Origin of the sequence: Luteibacter jiangsuensis (genome assembly GCF_030812295.1) — a bacterium.
In the GTDB taxonomy this organism is placed as follows: Bacteria; Pseudomonadota; Gammaproteobacteria; order Xanthomonadales; family Rhodanobacteraceae; genus Luteibacter; species Luteibacter jiangsuensis_A.
In genome coordinates this window covers 249,571-267,171 of the sequence record NZ_JAUSSK010000004.1, presented here as the reverse complement: position 1 = coordinate 267,171, position 17,601 = coordinate 249,571, and the positions used below count along the sequence as shown (strand labels likewise).

Below are 17,601 nucleotides of genomic sequence, written 5' to 3'. Positions count from 1 at the left end.
AAAAGGAGCAATAAAACCAAGGTACGGGGCGATCCCGTCTCTTGTTGCGATGCACAATAGTCATGACGTAACGCAAGTCATGCATCTTTCGCATACCTGATAGTTTCGTCATCGCGTTGTTCCATGCCCCGCCCTGCGGCGAGGATCGCCCCGCACCGTCGCCATTCGACGGGATCGGGGGTTCCAAAGCACATGATGTTCCGTCGCTTCGCCATGGCCGCACTCGTCGCACTCGCCGTCCTAGCCGCATCGGCCGCGGCCGCACAGGCCGCGCCGGATGCGCAACAGCCGCGCCAGGCCACGCCGGCCCAACCGCAGGACAGCAAGGGGCCGGTCGACCGCCTGCGCGAGGAGGGTGTCTCGCTGCGTTTCGTATGGGCTAACGACTGGGCGGCCAGCGTGCGTGGCGGCGAACGCCTGGGCGCGACGAACGGTGGCGGCGCCGTCGGCGGCGCCGACCTGGACATGGGCAAGCTCGCAGGCATCGACGGCGGCAAGATGCATATCACTTTCGCCCGCTACTACGGCCATAGCGTCGCCGCGGACGACATCGGCGTGATCCAGAAGATCCAGGGCTACTGGTATCCGAAGCGCCAATGGGAGCTTGCCCAGTTGAGTTGGGAGCAACAGTTCACCGACAGTCATGTCAACGTGCTGGCCGGCCGCCTCAACGCCACCTGGCAATTCGCCCGCTCGACGTACGGCTGCCGTTTCGTCAGCGCACCGGATTGCCCCTACCAGCTCACCAACACGTCCGGCGGTTTCAGCGGCTTTCCCTACGTGAACTGGGGCGCGCGTGTGAAGTACCAGCCCGATGCGCGCTATGTGTCGATCGGCGCGTTCGAGATCAATCCGGACCGGCGCAACAACAATGGCCTGAACTGGGGCCTCAACAACGCCACCGGCGTGATGATTCCCGTCGAGGTGGGCTATGAGACCAGCTTCGCGAACGATCCTTATCCGAAGCACCTGAAGATCGGCGGCTGGTATAACTCCGCCCCGTTCACCGATCCCGAACTCAACACGCGCGGTCTCCATCGCGGCCTCGTCGGCGGTACCGCGCGCAGCTACGACGGTGGCCGCTACGGTCTCTATGTACTGGCCGACAAGGTGGTGTGGAAACCGGACGCCAACTCGAACACGCGTAACCTCGCCGTCTTCGGCTCGGTCACCGGCCCGCTCGACAATGCCGAGAACTACACGCTGCAATCCACCTTCGGCGCGCTCTGGACAGGCTTGTCCGCCGCGCGGCCGAACGACTCCCTCGGCTTCCAGGCCACCCTGTTCCGTTTCAGCCGGAAGGCCACGGGGTTCGAAGACGACCTCATCCACAAGAACAGCGGCACCAACGACCATTTCGACCGCAACGAATGGATGACCGAACTCAACTACAGCTACAAGCTCTTCCCCGTGGTCAGCCTGGTGCCCAACCTGCAATACATCGTGCACCCGGACATCCTCGGCAACACGGTGGGTGTGAAGCGGGTTCCGGCCAACGCGATCGTGATCGGGCTGCGGGTGATGGTGAACATGGGCGGCCCCGGTAGCCAATGAGGCGGGGGCGCCGGCATTGGGCACATAATCGGGACATCCTGGCCGGCTGGCGCGTGATCTTCCCGTGGACCTGAAACACCTGCAAAGCTTCATCCGCATCGTCGAGTTCGGCAGCCTCACGCGCGCCGCGGCAACGCTCGATGTCTCCCAATCGTTGCTCAGCCGGCAGGTGCGCCAGCTGGAAATGGAGTTGGGCACCCACCTGCTCGAACGCAATGGTCGCGGCGTGGTTGCTACCGACGCGGGCCGCGAGCTGGTCGAACATGGCCGTGGCATCCTGCGCCAGGTCGAAGTCGCACGCATGCAGTTGGGCCAGGCGCGTGGGGTCTACGCCGGCAAGCTGGCAATCGGCCTCCCGCCCAGCGTGGGAGGCTTGCTCACGGTGGATCTGGTGATGCGCTTCCGCGAGCGCTTTCCAGCCGCGCAGATCAGCGTGGCGGAAGCCCTGAGCGCCAGCCTGCTCGAATGGCTGCAGCTGGGCCGGCTCGATTGCGCGCTGCTGTACAACCCGTCGGTCAACGCGAACATGCGTTTTCGCCACGTGCACACCGAAGAGCTCTACCTCATCGGGAGCGCGAAGGACGGCCGCGAGTTGCCCGACAGCGTTCCCTTGGCCACTCTCGGCAAATATCCGCTCATCATTCCCTCGCCGCTGCACTCCGTGCGCCAGCTGATCGAGGCCGACACCGCACGATATGGCGTGTCGCTGGACATCCGCCTGGAGATCGATTCCGTACGCTCGCTGCTGGATCTCGTCGAGCGCGGCGTGGGCTACGGCATCCTCTCGCGCAATGCCGTCCTGGCCCGCCGCGGTCCACACGGGTTGCGGGCGGTCCCGATCGTCATGCCGAACATCGTGACGCGCCTCGTCGTGGCGACACCCACGCAGCGGCCCATGAGCGCCATCACCGAGCAGGCGCTGATCCTCGTGGATGAACTGATCGCGGAAGGCAAGCTGGACCCGCGGGACTGAATGATGATGCATTGCATCAATTGCATGATGTGCAGCTAGCTATGCCGATCGTGCATAACAGATAGGCGCGGCATCGCGTTGTTCGCTTGTCGCGGCAGGACGACCATCGTGCCGGTTGTTTCAGACGATGGGCGGCATACCATGGCACACGAGATTCCCTGCTGGTACATGCGCGGCGGCACGTCCAAGGGACCTTTCTTCCTGGCTCGTGACCTGCCCGGTGACATCGCGACCCGCGACGCGGTCATCCTCGCGGCCATGGGTTCGCCGGACGAGCGCCAGATCGACGGCCTCGGCGGTGCCCGGCCGCTCACGAGCAAGACCGGCATCCTCTCGGTGCCGGCCGACGGTGCCGCCGACCTCGATTTCCTGTTCGGCCAGGTCGGCATCGCCGAAGCCACGGTGGATACCACGCCCAACTGCGGCAACATGCTCGCGGCGGCCCTGCCGGCGGCGATCGAAGCCGGCCTGCTCGCCGGCGACCGCGGCACCACCACGCGCCGCGTGCGTACGATCAACACCGGCGTGATCGCCGAAATCACCATCGACACGCCGACGGGCCTGCCCGATTACGACGGCGACGCGCGCATCGACGGCGTGCCGCGCACGGCCGCCCCAGTGCGTTGCCGTTTCCTCGATACGGAAGGTTCGCTCACGGGCAGCCTTCTGCCCACCGGCAACGTGCGTGACACGATCGATGGTGTCGAAATGACCCTCATCGACAACGGCATGCCGGTGATGGTCATCGCCGCCGCCGCGCTGGGTGTGCGCGGCGACGAGCGCCCGGAGGAGCTGGATGCCAACGTGGAGCTCAAGGCGCGCATCGAGTCGTTGCGCCTCAAGGCCGCGCCGCTCATGAACCTCGGTGACGTGTCCAGGAAGCCGGTACCGAAGATCACGCTCGTGTCGCCGCCGCGCGCCGGCGGTGCCATCGGTACGCGTACCTTCATCCCCCACGATTGCCACACGTCGATCGGCGTCCTGGGTGCCGTCACCGTCGCCACGGCGGCCGTGCTTCCCGGCTCCGTCGCCTACGACGTCGCGACGCCGGGGCAGGGCGACGTCCGCACGCTTTCCATCGAACACCCCACCGGCGAATTCAGCGTGGAGATCGGGCTGGAGGGCACACGCGTCGTCCGCGCGGCCTTGCTGCGCACGGCCCGGTTGCTGATGCGCGGCAGCGTTCCCGTTTCTCCCTCGATCTGGCGCGGCCCCACCGCCTGATCCTTCCCCCTGGAGCACTCAAGATGTCCGAACCCAAAACCGCGCTCGTCGTGAGCGCCCACTCCGCCGACTTCGTCTGGCGCGCCGGCGGTGCCATCGCGCTGCATGCGGCGCAGGGCTGGCGGGTGCATATCGTCTGCCTCTCGTTCGGCGAACGCGGCGAATCCGCCAAGCTGTGGCGTCAGCCCGGCATGACGATGGAGAAGGTGAAGACCGACCGCCGGGCCGAGGCCCAGGAGGCCGCGGACATCCTCGGTGCCAGTGTCGAGTTCCTCGACATCGGCGATTACCCCATGCGGGTCGACCTGGACGTGGTCTTCCACCTGGCCAAGGTCTACCGCGAGTTGCGCCCTTCCTTCGTGCTCAGCCATTCGCTGAAAGACCCTTACAACTTCGACCATCCGCTGGCGACCCACCTGGCCCAGGAAGCGCGCGTGGTGGCACAGGCGCATGGCCATGAGCCGGACGTGCCCGTGATAGGCGCGCCGCCGGTCTACCTGTTCGAACCGCACCAGCCGGAGCAGTGCGAGTGGAAACCCGAACTGTTCCTCGACATCACGCCGGTGTGGGAGAAGAAGCGCGCGGCGTTCGAGACCATGCGAGCGCAGGAGCACCTGTGGGAGTACTACACCCGTGTCGGCCTGCAACGCGGTGCACAGGCCACGCGCAACTCCGACTTCAGGATCACCTATGCCGAGGCATTCCAGCGCGTGTTCCCGCATGTGACCCAGGGCATGCTCGCATGATCGGCGTGGTCGTCCGCAACCGCCCATCCATTACGGCCGACCAGGCCCGGTCGCTCGCCGCCATGGGTGTCGCCACGGTGCACGAGGCGCAGGGCCGCACGGGCCTGTTCCTGCCGCCGATCGCGCCCATCCAGCGCGACGCGTCGATCGCGGGGTCGGCGGTCACCGTGCTGGCGCAGCCGGGCGACAACTGGATGCTCCACGTCGCGGTGGAGCAATGCCGTCCCGGCGATATCCTGGTCGTGGCCTGCACGACGGAGAATACCGACGGCATGTTCGGCGACCTGCTCGCCACGTCACTGATGTCACGCGGCGTCGCTGGCCTCGTTATCGACGCCGGCGTGCGCGACAGCGCGGAACTGCGCCGCATGGGCTTTGCCGTATGGGCGCGCGCGGTGCATGCACGCGGTACGGTCAAGGCCACGCTCGGCTCGGTGAACGTGCCGGTGGTGATCGGCGGACAGTACGTGAAACCGGGCGACGCGATCGTCGCCGACGACGATGGCGTGGTGGTGGTGCCGCATGCCACCGTGGAGAGCGCCATCGCCGCAGCGCGCAAGCGCGTGCTCAACGAAGAGGCCAAGCGCGCGCGGCTGGCCGCGGGCGAGCTTGGCCTCGATATCTACGACATGCGCCCGAAGCTGGCCGAAGCAGGCCTGCGTTATGTCGACGACCTTCCCAACGAGTGACCCGATGAAGTCCTGCCTTCCCCCCGACCCGAATCCGACGAAGCCGTTGCAGGCGATGCCCGCGCTTTCCTGCGACGCGCACTGCCACGTGTTCGGCCCCGCGGACACGTTTCCCTACGCGCCGGACCGCAGCTACACGCCGCCGGACGCACCTTATGAACACCTCGTGGGCCTGCACGATTTCCTCGGCTTCGAGCGCGGCGTGATCGTCCAGGCCAGCTGCCACGGCACCGACAACACCGCCATGCTCGACGCCATCGCGCGCGGCAACGGGCGCTATCGTGGGGTGGCCATCGTCGACGACGGCATCGACGAGGCCGGCCTGGAGGAACTTGATCGTGGCGGTGTGCGCGCCGTGCGTTTCAACTTCGTCCAGCACCTGGGCGGCCGGCCCGACATGGACGTGTTCTGGCGCGTGCTCGACCGCGTGGCCGAGATGGGCTGGCACGTGGTGTTGCACCTCGACGCCAACGACATCGTCGAGCTCCAGGATGTATTGGCGAAGATCCGCGTGCCGTTCGTCATCGACCACATGGGGCGCGTGCAGGCAGCCCAGGGCCTGGGGCAGGAACCATTCCGCCTGTTGGTAGCGCTCATGCGCGACAATCCGCTTGCCTGGGTGAAGGTCTGCGGGGCGGAGCGTGTCTCGGTCGGCAAGCGGCCGTTCGACGACGCCATCCCGTTCGCGCGCACCCTGATCGAGACGGCGCCGGACCGCGTGCTATGGGGTACGGACTTTCCACACCCGAATATCTCCAGGGACATGCCCAATGACGGTGGGCTGGTCGACCTGATGTTCCGTTTCTGTCCCGACGAGGACCTGCGCAAGCGACTCCTCGTCGACAACCCGGCGCGTCTGTACGACTTCGCCTGATCGACCCACGATACGAGAAACCCATGTCCGATATCGCCACCACTGTTTCCTCGTCGCAGAAGCCGCACAAGCCCTTCTACCGGCAGCTGTATATCCAGGTCCTGGTGGCGGTGATCCTGGGCGTGATCCTGGGCTACCTGTCGCCGAAATACGCCGAAGCGATGAAGCCGCTGGGCGATGGCTTCATCGCCCTGATCAAGATGGTGATTGGGCCGATCATCTTCTGCACCGTGGTGACGGGTATCGCCGGCATGCGCGACATGCGCAAGGTCGGCCGGGTCGGTGGCAAGGCGCTTCTCTACTTCGAGCTGATCTCCACGATCGCGCTGCTCTTCGGCCTCGTCGCGGGGCACGTCTTTCATCCCGGCACCGGTTTCAACGTGGACCCGGCCACGCTGAAGGCGGGCGAGGTCGGCAACCTCGTTGCCCAGGGCCACAACATCGAGTCCATCGGCTTCCTGCTCTCGATCATCCCCAGCACCTTCGTCAGTGCCTTCGCCAAGGGCGACGTGCTATCGATCCTATTGATCTCGGTGCTGTTCGGTTGCGCGCTCGCGGCGGTCGGTGAGCGTGGCAAGCCCGTCTACGACGTGATCGAGGCAGGCGCGCAAGTGTTCTTCAAGATCGTGCACTACATCACCGCGGTATCGTCCATCGGTGCGTTCGGCGCGATGGCCTTCACCATCGGAAAATACGGCGTGGTGTCGCTGGTGCCGCTGATGGAACTGATCGGCAGTTTCTACCTCGTCTGCGTCGTCTTCGTCGTGGTGATCCTCGGTATCGTCGCGCGCATCGCCGGCTTCAGCATCCTTCGTTTCTGCGCCTACATAAGGGAGGAACTGTTGATCGTGCTCGGCACCAGTTCATCGGAGGTCGTGCTGGCGCCGCTGATGCGCAAGATGGAAGAGCTCGGTTGCCCGAAGGAGACCGTCGGGCTGGTGGTGCCCACCGGCTACTCGTTCAACCTGGATGGCACCAACATCTACCTGACCATGGCGATCCTGTTCATCGCCCAGGCGTTGAACATCGACCTCACCATCGAGCAGCAGATCACCGTGGCCATCGTGGGCATGCTCACGTCCAAGGGCGCCAGTGGCGTGGCCGGAGCGGCACTGGTCATGCTCGCATCGACGTTGAGCGTCGTGCCGGTGGTTCCGGTGGCGGGCATGGTCCTGATCCTGGGCATCCACCGTTTTCTCGGCACCGGCCTGGCGATGACCAACCTGGTCGGCAATGGCGTGGCGGCGATCGTGGTGTGTGCGTGGGAGAAGGAGCTGGACCGGACGAAGATGGCGGCGGTGTTGAAGGCCGCCTGAGCCCTGGTGCGAGCCGACCTGGTGGGAGCCGACCCTGTCGGCGATCCCGCGGCGGCGGGCCAGGTCGTGGCAAGACCCAATCGCCGACAAGGTCGGCTCCCGCCGGGGCAACGACTGCCCTTAGGCGGCGAGCGACACGCCGGCTTCCAGGGTGTCGAAGTACTCGCGCGTCAGGCGCAGTTGGGTGGCGGCGTCTTCCGCCTGGTTGACGACATGGCGGAAGGCGGCGTTTTCCGGACGGTCCTTGGCGTACCAGCCCAGGTGCTTGCGCGCGATGCGCACGCCCATCCGCTCGCCATAGAACGCGTAGAGATGTTCCAGGTGGCCGACGAGGATGTCGCGCACCTCGCCGGGCGTCGGCTCGGGCAGGAAGCCGCCGGTGTCGAGATGGTGCGCGATCTCGCGGAAGATCCACGGGCGCCCTTGCGCGCCACGGCCGATCATCACGGCGTCCGCGCCGGTGATGCGCAGCACCTCGCGCGCCTTCACCGGGTCGACGATGTCGCCGTTGGCGAAGACGGGGATCGATACGCTTGCCTTCACGGCGGCGATAGTGGCGTATTCGGCGTCGCCCTCGTATTTGTCCGCGCGCGTGCGGCCGTGCACGGCCAGCGCGGCGATGCCGGCGTCCTCGGCGATGCGGGCGATGTTCAGCGCGTTGCGGTGTTCGCGGTCCCAGCCGGTGCGGATCTTCAGCGTGACCGGTACATCCACCGCCTTCACCACGGCCTGCACGATGCGCGCGACCAGCGGTTCGTCCTGGAGCAGCGCGGAGCCCGACCAGACGTTGCAGACCTTCTTCGCCGGGCAGCCCATGTTGATGTCGACGATTTGCGCACCGTTATCGGCGTTGTACTTCGCCGCCTCGGCCAACATGCCGGGGTCGTAGCCCGCGATCTGCACGCTCACCGGCTCCGGTTCGCCCTCGTGATCCATCCGGCGCAGTGACTTGGTCGTGTTCCACAGGCGCGGATCGGCGGTGGTCATTTCAGACACGGCCAAGCCAGCCCCCAGGCGTTTGCACAGGAGGCGAAAGGGTTTGTCGGTCACGCCGGCCATGGGCGCGAGCACCACGGCCGGTGCGATGGTATAGGGACCGATGCGCATGGCATTGATTTTACACGATTCGCTCAATGCATCCCGAGCATGACCGCCAGCACGCCGGCGAGAATGCCGAAGCCGACCACCGCCACGGCGACCGTTGCCAGCAAGCGCACGGGTAGGGACCGGCCCAGCATCGCCAGCGAGGGCAGGCTCACCGGGGGGAGGGTCATCAGCAGGGCGGCGGCCGGGCCGCCTCCCATGCCCAGCGCCAACATGGCCTGCACGATGGGAACCTCGCCCGCGGTGGGAATCACGAACAGCATCCCGGCCACGGCGAAAGCGGCGATCCAGAACCAGTGCTCGCCGATGTCCGGTCCGATGTGGGGGAACATCCATGCGCGCGCCGCACCCAGCAGCAGGACGATCACGAGGTATTCCGGGATGAGCCGCAGCGTCATGCCGGTGAAGATCCGCGCCCAACGCCTGCCGACCTCGACCAGGGACTGCGGCTCGGCCTCGGCGATCGGCGCGACGGCCGCCGAGGACGGTTCCAGGCCGGACATGCGGTTGGCGAGATAGCCGAGCCCGAAGACCATCGGCACGCCCAGCACCATGCGTAGCGCGGTCCAGTGCCAGCCGAGGACGAAGCCGGTAAAGACCAGGGTTGCCGGATTCAGCATCGTATTGCCCAGCCAGAACGCGATAGAGGCGCCCGGCGAGGCCTGGTGCTTGCGCAGGCCCACCACCACCGGTGCCGCGCAGCAGGTGCACATCATGCCCGGCACGCCCAGCAGGCCACCCGCGAGGGTGCTGCGGAAGCCACGTTTACCCAGCGTGCGCCGCACCCAGTTCACCGGCAGCAGCGCCTGGACACCCGACCCCAGCAGCAAGCCCAGCACCATCGCCTTCCAGATGGCCTTGCCGTAGGCCAGCGCATAGTCCAGCGCGGCATTCCAGGAAGGCGCCGGTGCGCTGGCCTGGTCGCCCATGAGGATCGAATGGCCGATGGAATGCTGATCCGCGGCCATGAATGCGCGCCCGTAGTACGGGTACCACTTCACATAGAACAGGCCGGCCACGGCCAGCAAGAGCAATACCGACCAGCGCATGGTGCGCGCTTTCTGCAAAGCGACGTTCATAGACCCCTCCGAACAGGATGTGACATGACGGCCCTACAGGGCACGACGTTGCCGGCCGGGAGCCGCAGGCCCGATGCGCTGCGGAGGGGCAAGACTTTCGCTTGAAGATACTTCAAGCTCCGGTGGCTTCGCTATGCTCTACGTGACTTCACGTTTGCACCAACGGGACTTTCGCAGGATCCGCCATGACCTCCGTCCGATTGACCGAACTCGCCCACGGTGGCGGCTGCGGCTGCAAGCTCGCGCCATCCGTGCTTCGACAATTGCTGGCCGACAAGCCGTCGGCGATGCCGTTCGCGCAACTGCTGGTCGGCACCGAGTCCAGCGACGATGCCGCGGTGTGGCAAGTGGACGAACGCACCTGCGTGATCGCCACCACCGATTTCTTCATGCCGGTGGTCGACGATCCCTACGATTTCGGCCGCATCGCCGCGGCCAATGCGCTCTCCGACGTGTATGCGATGGGTGGCAAGCCGATCATGGCGCTGGCCATCCTCGGCATGCCCTTGGACAAGCTGGACATCGACACCGTGCGCGCCATCCTCGCGGGCGGCGAATCCATCTGCGCCGAAGCGGGTATCCCTGTCGCGGGCGGTCATTCGATCGACTCGGCCGAGCCGATCTACGGCCTCGCGGCGATCGGGTTGTGCACGCCCGCCAACGTACGCCGCAACACGGGCGCGCAAGCGGGCGACGTGCTGATCCTGACCAAGGGCATCGGCGTCGGCATCTATTCGGCGGCGTTCAAGAAGCAGGCGCTGCCGGAAGACGCCTATGCGGAGATGCTCGCATCCACCACGCTGCTCAATCGCGTCGGTCATGAGCTGGCGCAGGACGGCGACGTGCATGCGATCACCGACGTCACCGGCTTCGGCCTGCTGGGACACGCGCTGGAACTGGCGCGAGGGAGTGGCCTGCGGGTCCGGATCGACGGAGACCACGTCCCCTTCCTCGACCAGGCCGAGCGACTCGCCCAGGCTGGTTTCGTCACCGGCGCATCGAAGCGGAACTGGAGCAGCTACGGCGATGGCGTCGTTCTGCCCGCCGGCCTGCCGGACTGGCGCCGTGCCTTGCTGACCGACCCGCAGACGTCCGGCGGGTTGCTGGTGGCATGCAAGGCGGAGCGGGCCCAGGCGATCCTGGCGAGGATCGAGGCGGCGGGCTATCCCCGCGCGCGCATCGTCGGCACGGCGATGGCAGGCGTGCCGGGTGTCGATGTGGTCTGAAAAGGCGCCAGGATGGCGGAAGAGCATGGGAGTCGAACCCACCCGAGGCAGTCTGGCTGCCTCACCCGGATTTGAAGTCCGGACGTCCCACCGGGAACGATGCTCTTCCATGGATGTCTGTCACGCCGGCGCCGATCCGAACAGGTCGAGGTAACGCGCCTGTATCCGGCGCAGCGTGCCGTGATTTAGCGTAACACCCTGGCGGTCGAAGAACTCGAGGATCTGGATCGCCACCTTCCGCCCGTTGTCGAGTCGATCGCGAAACTGCGCCGCGGTGAAGCGGCCGTCCGCGGCGTGCGACGCGACGTCGGCGGCGATCAGCAGCATCTCATGCACGGTCGCACGCAGGAAGAAATGGTCGTGCGCCACTTCGTCGACGAGTCCGACGCGCGCCGCGGATTTCATCAGCTGGCGGACCTCCGCCTCCGGGCGTCCGACCACCGCGGCGATGTCGCGCACTCGCGGAGGCCGGAAGCGGACCTCGCCGCCAAGCAAGGGCTCGACCGCCCGCCATGCGGCCACGCGGTCCGGACTCAGCTGCAGGGTGTGCGAGGCCAGGCGTACGAACGCGCCGTCGCGAACCACGCGTCGGGCGACGTCCTCGTGTTGCAGGGCCAATGCGAACGCGGCGGGCGACAGCCGCGGGCGCAAGGCCAGCCGCAGTTTTTCCCGGCCCATGCCCTGCACATCCGGATTGGCTGCATGGAAGGTCTCCAGGCGTTCGACCAGGGCGTCGGCGAAGCCTTGCCAGTGCGCCCGGTCGATCGCCACGCGCTCGTCACCTGTGTCGAGCACCAGCGGCGCGAGCGCGGTGACCGTGTCGTCCAGCACGGCCGCTGCCAGGGCGCGATCGCGCGCGAACGCGAGCACGTCCCACGTGAATGGCGGCGCATCGAGCAGCGCCGCGAGCGCCTTCCTTGGATCGTCGATCGCCAGCGCGGCGCGTTGTGCCTGTCGCTCGGGCGTCCGGCGCTGTCGCGACGGCGCACGGAGGTCGAGGAAACGGCCGCCGCCGATGGTTCGCCGCGCGGATACATCGCGCAGCACGAAGCGGTCGAGCGCCGCCGCGGCGATCGGCTGGCTCAACACCAGCTGCACATCGGCCGTCCGTCCCGGAAGCAACTGCTCGCCTTCCAACGGCACGACGCGTACGCCGACGTCGGCCGCGCCGTGATGCAACCGGGCAGGGAACCAGGCACCGACGGGCTTGGGCTCGCTGGCCAGGATATGCAGGCTCGCATCGATGCGATCGGTCGGCGCGTGCAGAAGAGGATCGACGAGCATGTCGCCGCGCTGGATCGCGTCCTTGGCGATGCCATCGCCAGCGAGGTTCAGGGCGCAGCGGTCGCCTGCGCGGCCCGTCTCCACCTGGCGGTTCTGCGCATGCAGCGAACGCACGCGCGCGGTCAGTCCCGAGGGGCTGAGCATGACCTGGTCCTTTACCTGCACGGTGCCGGACAACACGGTGCCGGTCACCACCACGCCGATGCCGGGCAGGGTGAACACCCGGTCCACCGCGAGCCGGAAACGTCCGTCCGCACGGCGTTCACCGAGCGCACGCGCCTCCACGGCGAGCCGGTCGCGCAGCGCGTCGACGCCCGTGCCCGTCGTCGAGGATACCGGCAGGATGTCCGCCTTTTCGAGCATCGTGCCTGCGGTCGCCTCGCGGATCTGCGCGGTCACCTCCGCCAGCCGTTCCGGCGGCACCAGGTCGGATTTGGTCAGCGCGACCATTCCGCGCCCGATGCGCAGCAGGTCGAGGATCGCCAGGTGTTCCAGCGTCTGCGGCATGACGCCATCGTCGGCCGCCACCACCAGCAGGGCGATGTCGATGCCGCTCGCACCCGCGGCCATGGTGTGCACGAAGCGTTCATGGCCTGGCACGTCGACGAAACCGAGGGTGAAACCCTCGTCCAGCGGCAGGTAGGCGAAGCCCAGGTCGATGGTGATGCCGCGTGCCTTTTCTTCCTTCAGGCGATCACCGTCGACACCCGTCAAGGCCCTGACCAGGGACGTCTTGCCGTGGTCGATATGCCCGGCCGTGCCGATGATCATGGCGTGCGGGCGAGGTGGGCGAGGGTGGCCAGGAAGGCGTCTTCGTCGGCGTCGGCGAGGCAGCGCAGATCCAGCTGCAGCGCGCCATCGCCGACACGGCCCACGACGGGGCGTGGCAATGCGCGGAGTGCGGCCGCCAGGTGTTCCAGGGTGCGCTGGCTGCCGAGCGGGCGGATCGACAGCGCGGCGCTGGCGAGCGTATCCAGCGGCAGCGCGCCGGAACCTATCTGGCTATGGCAATCCCCGACATCGACGAGGAAGCCGTCGCCGATCCGCTCCGCGACCGCCGCTCGCAGACGGCGTGCCTGTGCCTCGATGTCCGCATGGGAGCGGGACAGGAAGCGCAGGGTCGGCAGCCGTTCGGCGAGACGGTCGGGATCGCGATACAGGTTCAGCGTGGCTTCGATGGCGGCAAGCCGGATCTTGTCCACGCGCAAGGCGCGTTTCAGCGGATTGCGATTGATGCAGGCGATCAGGTCGCGGTCGCCGACGATGAATCCCGCCTGCGGCCCCCCCAGCAGCTTGTCGCCGGAGAACGTGACAAGCCGCGCGCCCTCGGCCACCGCTTCGCGCACCGTCGGTTCCCTGGCGAGACCATGGCGGGAGAGATCGACGAGGCTGCCCGAGCCCAGGTCGTTGAGCAGCGGCACGCCGGCCTCGTCGGCGATCGCCGCCAACTCGCGTGCCCCGACCTCGGCGGTGAAGCCCTGGATGCGATAGTTCGAGGTATGCACCTTCAGAACGAGCCCGCTGCGCTCGTTGAGCGCGTCGCGGTAGTCCGCCGGGTGGGTGCGGTTGGTGGTGCCCACCTCGATCATCTTCGCGCCGGCACGCGCCATGATGTCGGGCATGCGGAACGCGCCACCGATTTCGATCAGCTCGCCGCGCGACACCACCGCCTCGCGGCCGAGGGCGAACGTGTTCAGACAGAGCAAGACGGCCGCGGCGTTGTTGTTGACCACGGTGGCATCTTCCGCGCCGGTCAATTCGCAGAGCAGGGAGCGCAGGTGATTGTCGCGCTCGCCACGTACGCCGCTGGCGAGGTCGTACTCCAGCGCCACCGCGTGGCGCATCGCTTCCACCGCCGCCTCGACCGCGGCTTCGGCAAGTACCGCGCGGCCGAGGTTGGTGTGCAGCACGGTGCCGGTGAGATTGAACAGCGGGCGCAGGCCCGGCATCCTCGCTTCGAGCAGGCCGCGCGCCCGCTGCGCGATGTCAGTCGCGCTGGGTGCCTCCATGGGAGAAAGGCGAAGGGCATCCCGTGCATCGTCGATGACCTGACGGATGGCCTCGGTGGTGGCGGCGCGTCCATGGCGCTCCAACAACGAGGCCACCTCCGCGGTCGCCAGCACGGCGGCTACCGCAGGCAGGTTTCGCAGCGAGGTTGCGTCAGGCCCGGACATGCCTCGTATGCTGAGGTGCCGCCCGTGCGCGGTCAAGAAAAACCACCCGCTTGCCCCAAGATCATGGCGGCACCGGCCCCGGTAAGTAGATGGTCGTTTCGTTGGATTCGACGTACTTGAGCGTATTTCTCTTGAAGTCTTGGAATTCCTTGTCGGTCACGACAAACCGATCGGGTTCGCGATCCAACGACAAAGTGAACTTCACCGAGAAGGCGCCGCCCGCTCCGTAGTCGTATTCGGGGGTGAGGTCTACTTCCTTTTCAATGCTTTCCCCGCTTTGCAGGATGATGAAATAGCCGGAGAGAAGTCGTCCGATGTTGACGGAACGGCCGATGTATCGGGAGACCTCGCCCGCGCCGTTCTTTACTTCGTACTGGGATTTCGGAAGGCGTCCACCGGACATGACGAATGGAGTGTCCCATTTCATGATGGCGACTGGTTCGTCCCCCACGTTGTGCAAGGTCAGTTTCACGATGGCCGAGCGTCGGCTATCCGAGGCATAAGGCGTCTCCAGTTTCGCTGTCAGGCGTTGCTCGGCCAAGGTGACAGGGCTTGTCGCTAATGCTCCCACGCTCCAGCCGAGCAAAACCAACACACGTTTCCACTTCATGCTCTATCCCTATCTTGATCGTTCCCCGGAGCGTCGACACGCACCCGTCACCTTTTGGGCGACCGCCGAAACTACGCCGAGGAATGAGGCGAACACATGGAAGGATTCTGAGAAAGTCGACGTCTTCCGTTCTCCGTGACCGGTGTCACATCCGTCGAGTGGTTTATCCACGGGCTGCTTGGACGTCGCGTCGAATGGGCTGCTCCCGTGTTCGCGGCGAAGCTGGGCGCCCGGACGGTGGTTGATTCGGGAGGAAAAAGATCGGAGTGAGAATGTTCTCACTAAATATGAATAGATTCAGATACTTATTTGCTAATGCATGGAGTGGTCGATAGACTCTGCGGATCGCGAATGCATGTCGGCGACACGACTGGTTCTGCGAGCAGGTGAAGGACGCGCATGGGTGACATGCAAGGAGCGGCGATGAAATGGACTCGATTGAGCGCGTGGTTAAGCCTGGGCCTGGCGGCCTGTGCCCAGCCCACGGCCGCACCGTCGTTGCAAAAGGAGATTGCCGTGACGGAGACGGAGCGGGACGAAGCGGCGATTCGCGCGGAGATGAACTACCGGCCCGTGAAGTGGCCGTTGAAGTTCAAGCGGCACAATTTCGGCGCTCGCTGCTATGACACGCTGTACTGCAGCATCTGGTACGGCGGCATGGAGAGTGGTGACGAACGTCCGTCGGTTCCGTCGTCGACCTATGGCATTGACTATCTCGACAACTGGAATGGAGGTATGTCGTTCGACAACTTTCCGCCACCGGCCGAAGTGACTTGGCGCTCCAGGGATGGGTTGACGCATAAGACCGATATCGATGTCGCGGCGATTTTCCGGGATGAGTTGATGCTGCACAACGTTCCACGCGAGGAAATTAGTGACGTGCCGGACGGCAGGCTACGCACGAACCCCTCCATCCTGTTGGAAGTCAACGACCGCACTATCCGAATCTACATGCGCGCTCGCATTCCGACCAAGCGCCTGCAGATTCCAGGTAACCCGTATAGCGACGTCCGCTACGACCTGATCCTGGTCAAGACCTATAACTACTGAACACAGGGAGTGTCGGCCCATGGGGCAACTTGTTTCCGGCGGCGCATCGCGTCCCGCTACTTCGCAGGATATGGAACTGTACGAACGGATGCGCCAGCAGCTGGCGCACCAGCCAGTCCCCATGATGCAGCATCGCCAGGACCCGCATGAGTACCTGTTCATCGCACTGTTCGATGGGACCGGGCAGGACGTTGACGACCCTGCACAGTTGCCGACCAATGTCGGTGTTCTTTCCAAGCGTGCAAATTTGCTGGAAAGGGACCGAGCCAACAATATCGGGACACACTATGTTCCTGGCATAGGGACCCAGAAGAATCCGATGGCACGACTGGCCGACGGCGCTTTGGCTTATACCTGGGACGACCGTATCAAGGAGATGTATCACGCCTTGGCGGAACAGGCGTATCAGTGGCAGGAAGAAGACCCGCAGGCGAAAATTCGCCTGGTCGGAGTTGGCTATAGCCGAGGCGCCGTCCTGGTCCCTGGGCTCGCCCGCCTGGTGGACCGGTACGGAATAGCAGACCCTGAACATATGCGTTTCGGCCGCGATGCCGACGGCAACCTCACGGTAAGAGCTTCCCGTACGCTGATTCCCCCCGGCCAAGTCGCCCAAGCCGTCGGCCTGTTCGACCCCGTGGCGACCAACATGCCACGCAACTACGACGCGCGCCTGCCGAAATCGGTACTGTCGGGTTTCTCGCAGATCGCCCGCGATGAACGACGCGAACTGTTTCCGCACCAGACCATCCTCGATCCGGACTGGTCCGACGACGGGCGCTTCCTCAGCGTGCCGGTGCCGGGCGGGCATTCCAACGTCGGCGGTGGCAATCGTGAGGCTGGCCTCGAATCCATGGCCTTCAACGGCATGGCCGACTATCTCAATGCTTTGACCGATCGACCGCTGTTCGAACATCGCCCGGTGCCCGACGACCCGTCCCAATACACGATCTTCCAGGCCAGAGGGGCGACGGCCGCTTTCGGCCTACGCATGGACGATGACGGGCAGCGCAATTTTCGGGATGAACTGGCGAACTGCAAGATCGTCGACCTCTGCCACGATGCGGATCCCATCGATGTGTCGTTGGCCCGGCAGTTCCCATGGCACGAGGTGACACCGGCAATTGCCGAGCCGACACCGGCCTTGCCCGGACGGAAATCGCCTTCGGACCTCATCCTCGACGACTATCTCGCCGCCCTCAGAGCGGGCGACGAGCAAGGCATGAGCGCGGCAGCTTCCGCGATGGCTAAATCCGACTATGGCCGGCAACGCGTCGACGAAGCCGAACAATGGGAGTTGGAGATGCTCCAACGCATTCCAGGTCGCGACAATCCGTTGTTCGAACAGGCGTTACACCATCTGGAACGGCTTGGGCCGGACGACGCGGGGTATTGGAACCGAACCGAAATGGAACAAATGGCAGGCAGCATCTCCTACGAGGCGCAGCATCGGCGCATGCCCGCCATCGATGAACTGTATCCCGTCCGTGGTGGGGAAGGGCTCGCCGCCATATGGAAGCATCCGAGCAACACCGTCCTCGACAGCTTCGTCATCGTGGACAAGATGCAGGCGATGGCACAGCCGTTGGAGCAGAGCCTGCAAGGCCTTGCCGAGGAAGCGCAACGACAGGAACAGATGAGTCAGATCCAGGCGTTGCAACGCGATCAGCAACAAAGCATCGGCATGTCACGCTGATTTCA

At 65.6% G+C, this 17,601-nt stretch carries 15 protein-coding genes and 1 tRNA gene; 10 read left to right on the top strand and 6 right to left on the bottom strand.

Going from position 1 to position 17,601, the window contains the following annotated elements; genetic code table 11:
- Positions 1–192: 192 nt before the first annotated feature.
- The 7 genes from J2T07_RS15060 (at position 193) to J2T07_RS15030 (ending at position 7,376) form a co-directional block, all read left to right on the top strand.
- On the top strand, positions 193–1,554 hold the full coding sequence (locus J2T07_RS15060) for a carbohydrate porin (RefSeq protein ID WP_306850927.1): 1,362 nt from the start codon (positions 193–195) through the stop codon (positions 1,552–1,554).
- A gap of 64 nt (positions 1,555–1,618) precedes the next feature.
- Complete coding sequence (locus tag J2T07_RS15055; protein WP_306850926.1) at positions 1,619–2,527, top strand: LysR substrate-binding domain-containing protein; 909 nt, start codon at positions 1,619–1,621, stop codon at positions 2,525–2,527.
- 141 nt (positions 2,528–2,668) lie between these two features.
- Positions 2,669–3,751 carry a 4-oxalomesaconate tautomerase gene (locus J2T07_RS15050; RefSeq protein ID WP_306850925.1) on the top strand — a complete coding sequence of 361 codons (1,083 nt, stop codon included), beginning with the start codon at positions 2,669–2,671 and terminating at the stop codon, positions 3,749–3,751.
- Positions 3,752–3,774: 23 nt separating this feature from the next.
- Complete coding sequence (locus J2T07_RS15045; protein ID WP_306850924.1) at positions 3,775–4,497, top strand: PIG-L deacetylase family protein; 723 nt, start codon at positions 3,775–3,777, stop codon at positions 4,495–4,497.
- On the top strand, positions 4,494–5,186 hold the full coding sequence (locus tag J2T07_RS15040; RefSeq protein ID WP_306850923.1) for a 4-carboxy-4-hydroxy-2-oxoadipate aldolase/oxaloacetate decarboxylase: 693 nt from the start codon (positions 4,494–4,496) through the stop codon (positions 5,184–5,186). Before J2T07_RS15045 ends, J2T07_RS15040 begins: the two co-directional genes overlap by 4 nt.
- Positions 5,187–5,190: 4 nt before the next feature.
- On the top strand, positions 5,191–6,060 hold the full coding sequence (locus J2T07_RS15035) for an amidohydrolase family protein (RefSeq protein WP_306850922.1): 870 nt from the start codon (positions 5,191–5,193) through the stop codon (positions 6,058–6,060).
- Positions 6,061–6,083: 23 nt separating this feature from the next.
- Entirely contained in the window at positions 6,084–7,376 is a 1,293-nt protein-coding gene (locus J2T07_RS15030; protein WP_306850921.1) for a dicarboxylate/amino acid:cation symporter, read from the top strand.
- Between the two features lie 120 nt (positions 7,377–7,496).
- On the opposite strand, the gene dusB is transcribed toward J2T07_RS15030, so the two are convergent.
- Both dusB and J2T07_RS15020 read right to left on the bottom strand, forming a co-directional pair.
- Complete coding sequence (gene dusB / locus J2T07_RS15025; RefSeq protein WP_306850920.1) at positions 7,497–8,483, bottom strand: tRNA dihydrouridine synthase DusB; 987 nt, start codon at positions 8,481–8,483, stop codon at positions 7,497–7,499.
- Positions 8,484–8,506: 23 nt separating this feature from the next.
- Positions 8,507–9,559 (bottom strand): permease, encoded by a 1,053-nt coding sequence (locus J2T07_RS15020; protein WP_306850919.1) that lies wholly within the window; start codon positions 9,557–9,559, stop codon positions 8,507–8,509.
- Between the two features lie 185 nt (positions 9,560–9,744).
- Here J2T07_RS15020 and selD point away from each other — a divergent pair, with 185 nt between their 5' ends.
- Positions 9,745–10,785 carry a selenide, water dikinase SelD gene (gene selD / locus J2T07_RS15015; protein ID WP_306850918.1) on the top strand — a complete coding sequence of 347 codons (1,041 nt, stop codon included), beginning with the start codon at positions 9,745–9,747 and terminating at the stop codon, positions 10,783–10,785.
- A 13-nt stretch (positions 10,786–10,798) separates the two neighbouring features.
- Here selD and J2T07_RS15010 read toward each other — a convergent pair.
- The 4 genes from J2T07_RS15010 to J2T07_RS14995 all read right to left on the bottom strand — a co-directional run bounded on the left by J2T07_RS15010 (position 10,799) and on the right by J2T07_RS14995 (position 14,853).
- Positions 10,799–10,894 (bottom strand) — tRNA-Sec (locus tag J2T07_RS15010).
- Positions 10,895–10,905: 11 nt separating this feature from the next.
- Complete coding sequence (gene selB / locus J2T07_RS15005) at positions 10,906–12,840, bottom strand: selenocysteine-specific translation elongation factor (RefSeq protein WP_306850917.1); 1,935 nt, start codon at positions 12,838–12,840, stop codon at positions 10,906–10,908.
- Entirely contained in the window at positions 12,837–14,243 is a 1,407-nt protein-coding gene (gene selA / locus J2T07_RS15000) for an L-seryl-tRNA(Sec) selenium transferase (RefSeq protein WP_306850916.1), read from the bottom strand. The genes selB and selA overlap by 4 nt, the downstream gene beginning before the upstream one ends.
- A gap of 61 nt (positions 14,244–14,304) precedes the next feature.
- Complete coding sequence (locus J2T07_RS14995) at positions 14,305–14,853, bottom strand: hypothetical protein (RefSeq protein ID WP_306850915.1); 549 nt, start codon at positions 14,851–14,853, stop codon at positions 14,305–14,307.
- A gap of 399 nt (positions 14,854–15,252) precedes the next feature.
- On the opposite strand from J2T07_RS14995, the gene J2T07_RS14990 reads away from it, so the two are divergent.
- Both J2T07_RS14990 and J2T07_RS14985 read left to right on the top strand, forming a co-directional pair.
- A complete protein-coding gene (locus J2T07_RS14990) occupies positions 15,253–15,903 on the top strand; it encodes a hypothetical protein (RefSeq protein WP_306850914.1) in 651 nt (216 codons plus the stop codon).
- Between the two features lie 19 nt (positions 15,904–15,922).
- Positions 15,923–17,596: a T6SS phospholipase effector Tle1-like catalytic domain-containing protein gene (locus J2T07_RS14985; protein ID WP_306850913.1), complete on the top strand. Its 1,674-nt coding sequence runs from the start codon at positions 15,923–15,925 to the stop codon at positions 17,594–17,596.
- Positions 17,597–17,601: the final 5 nt, after the last annotated feature.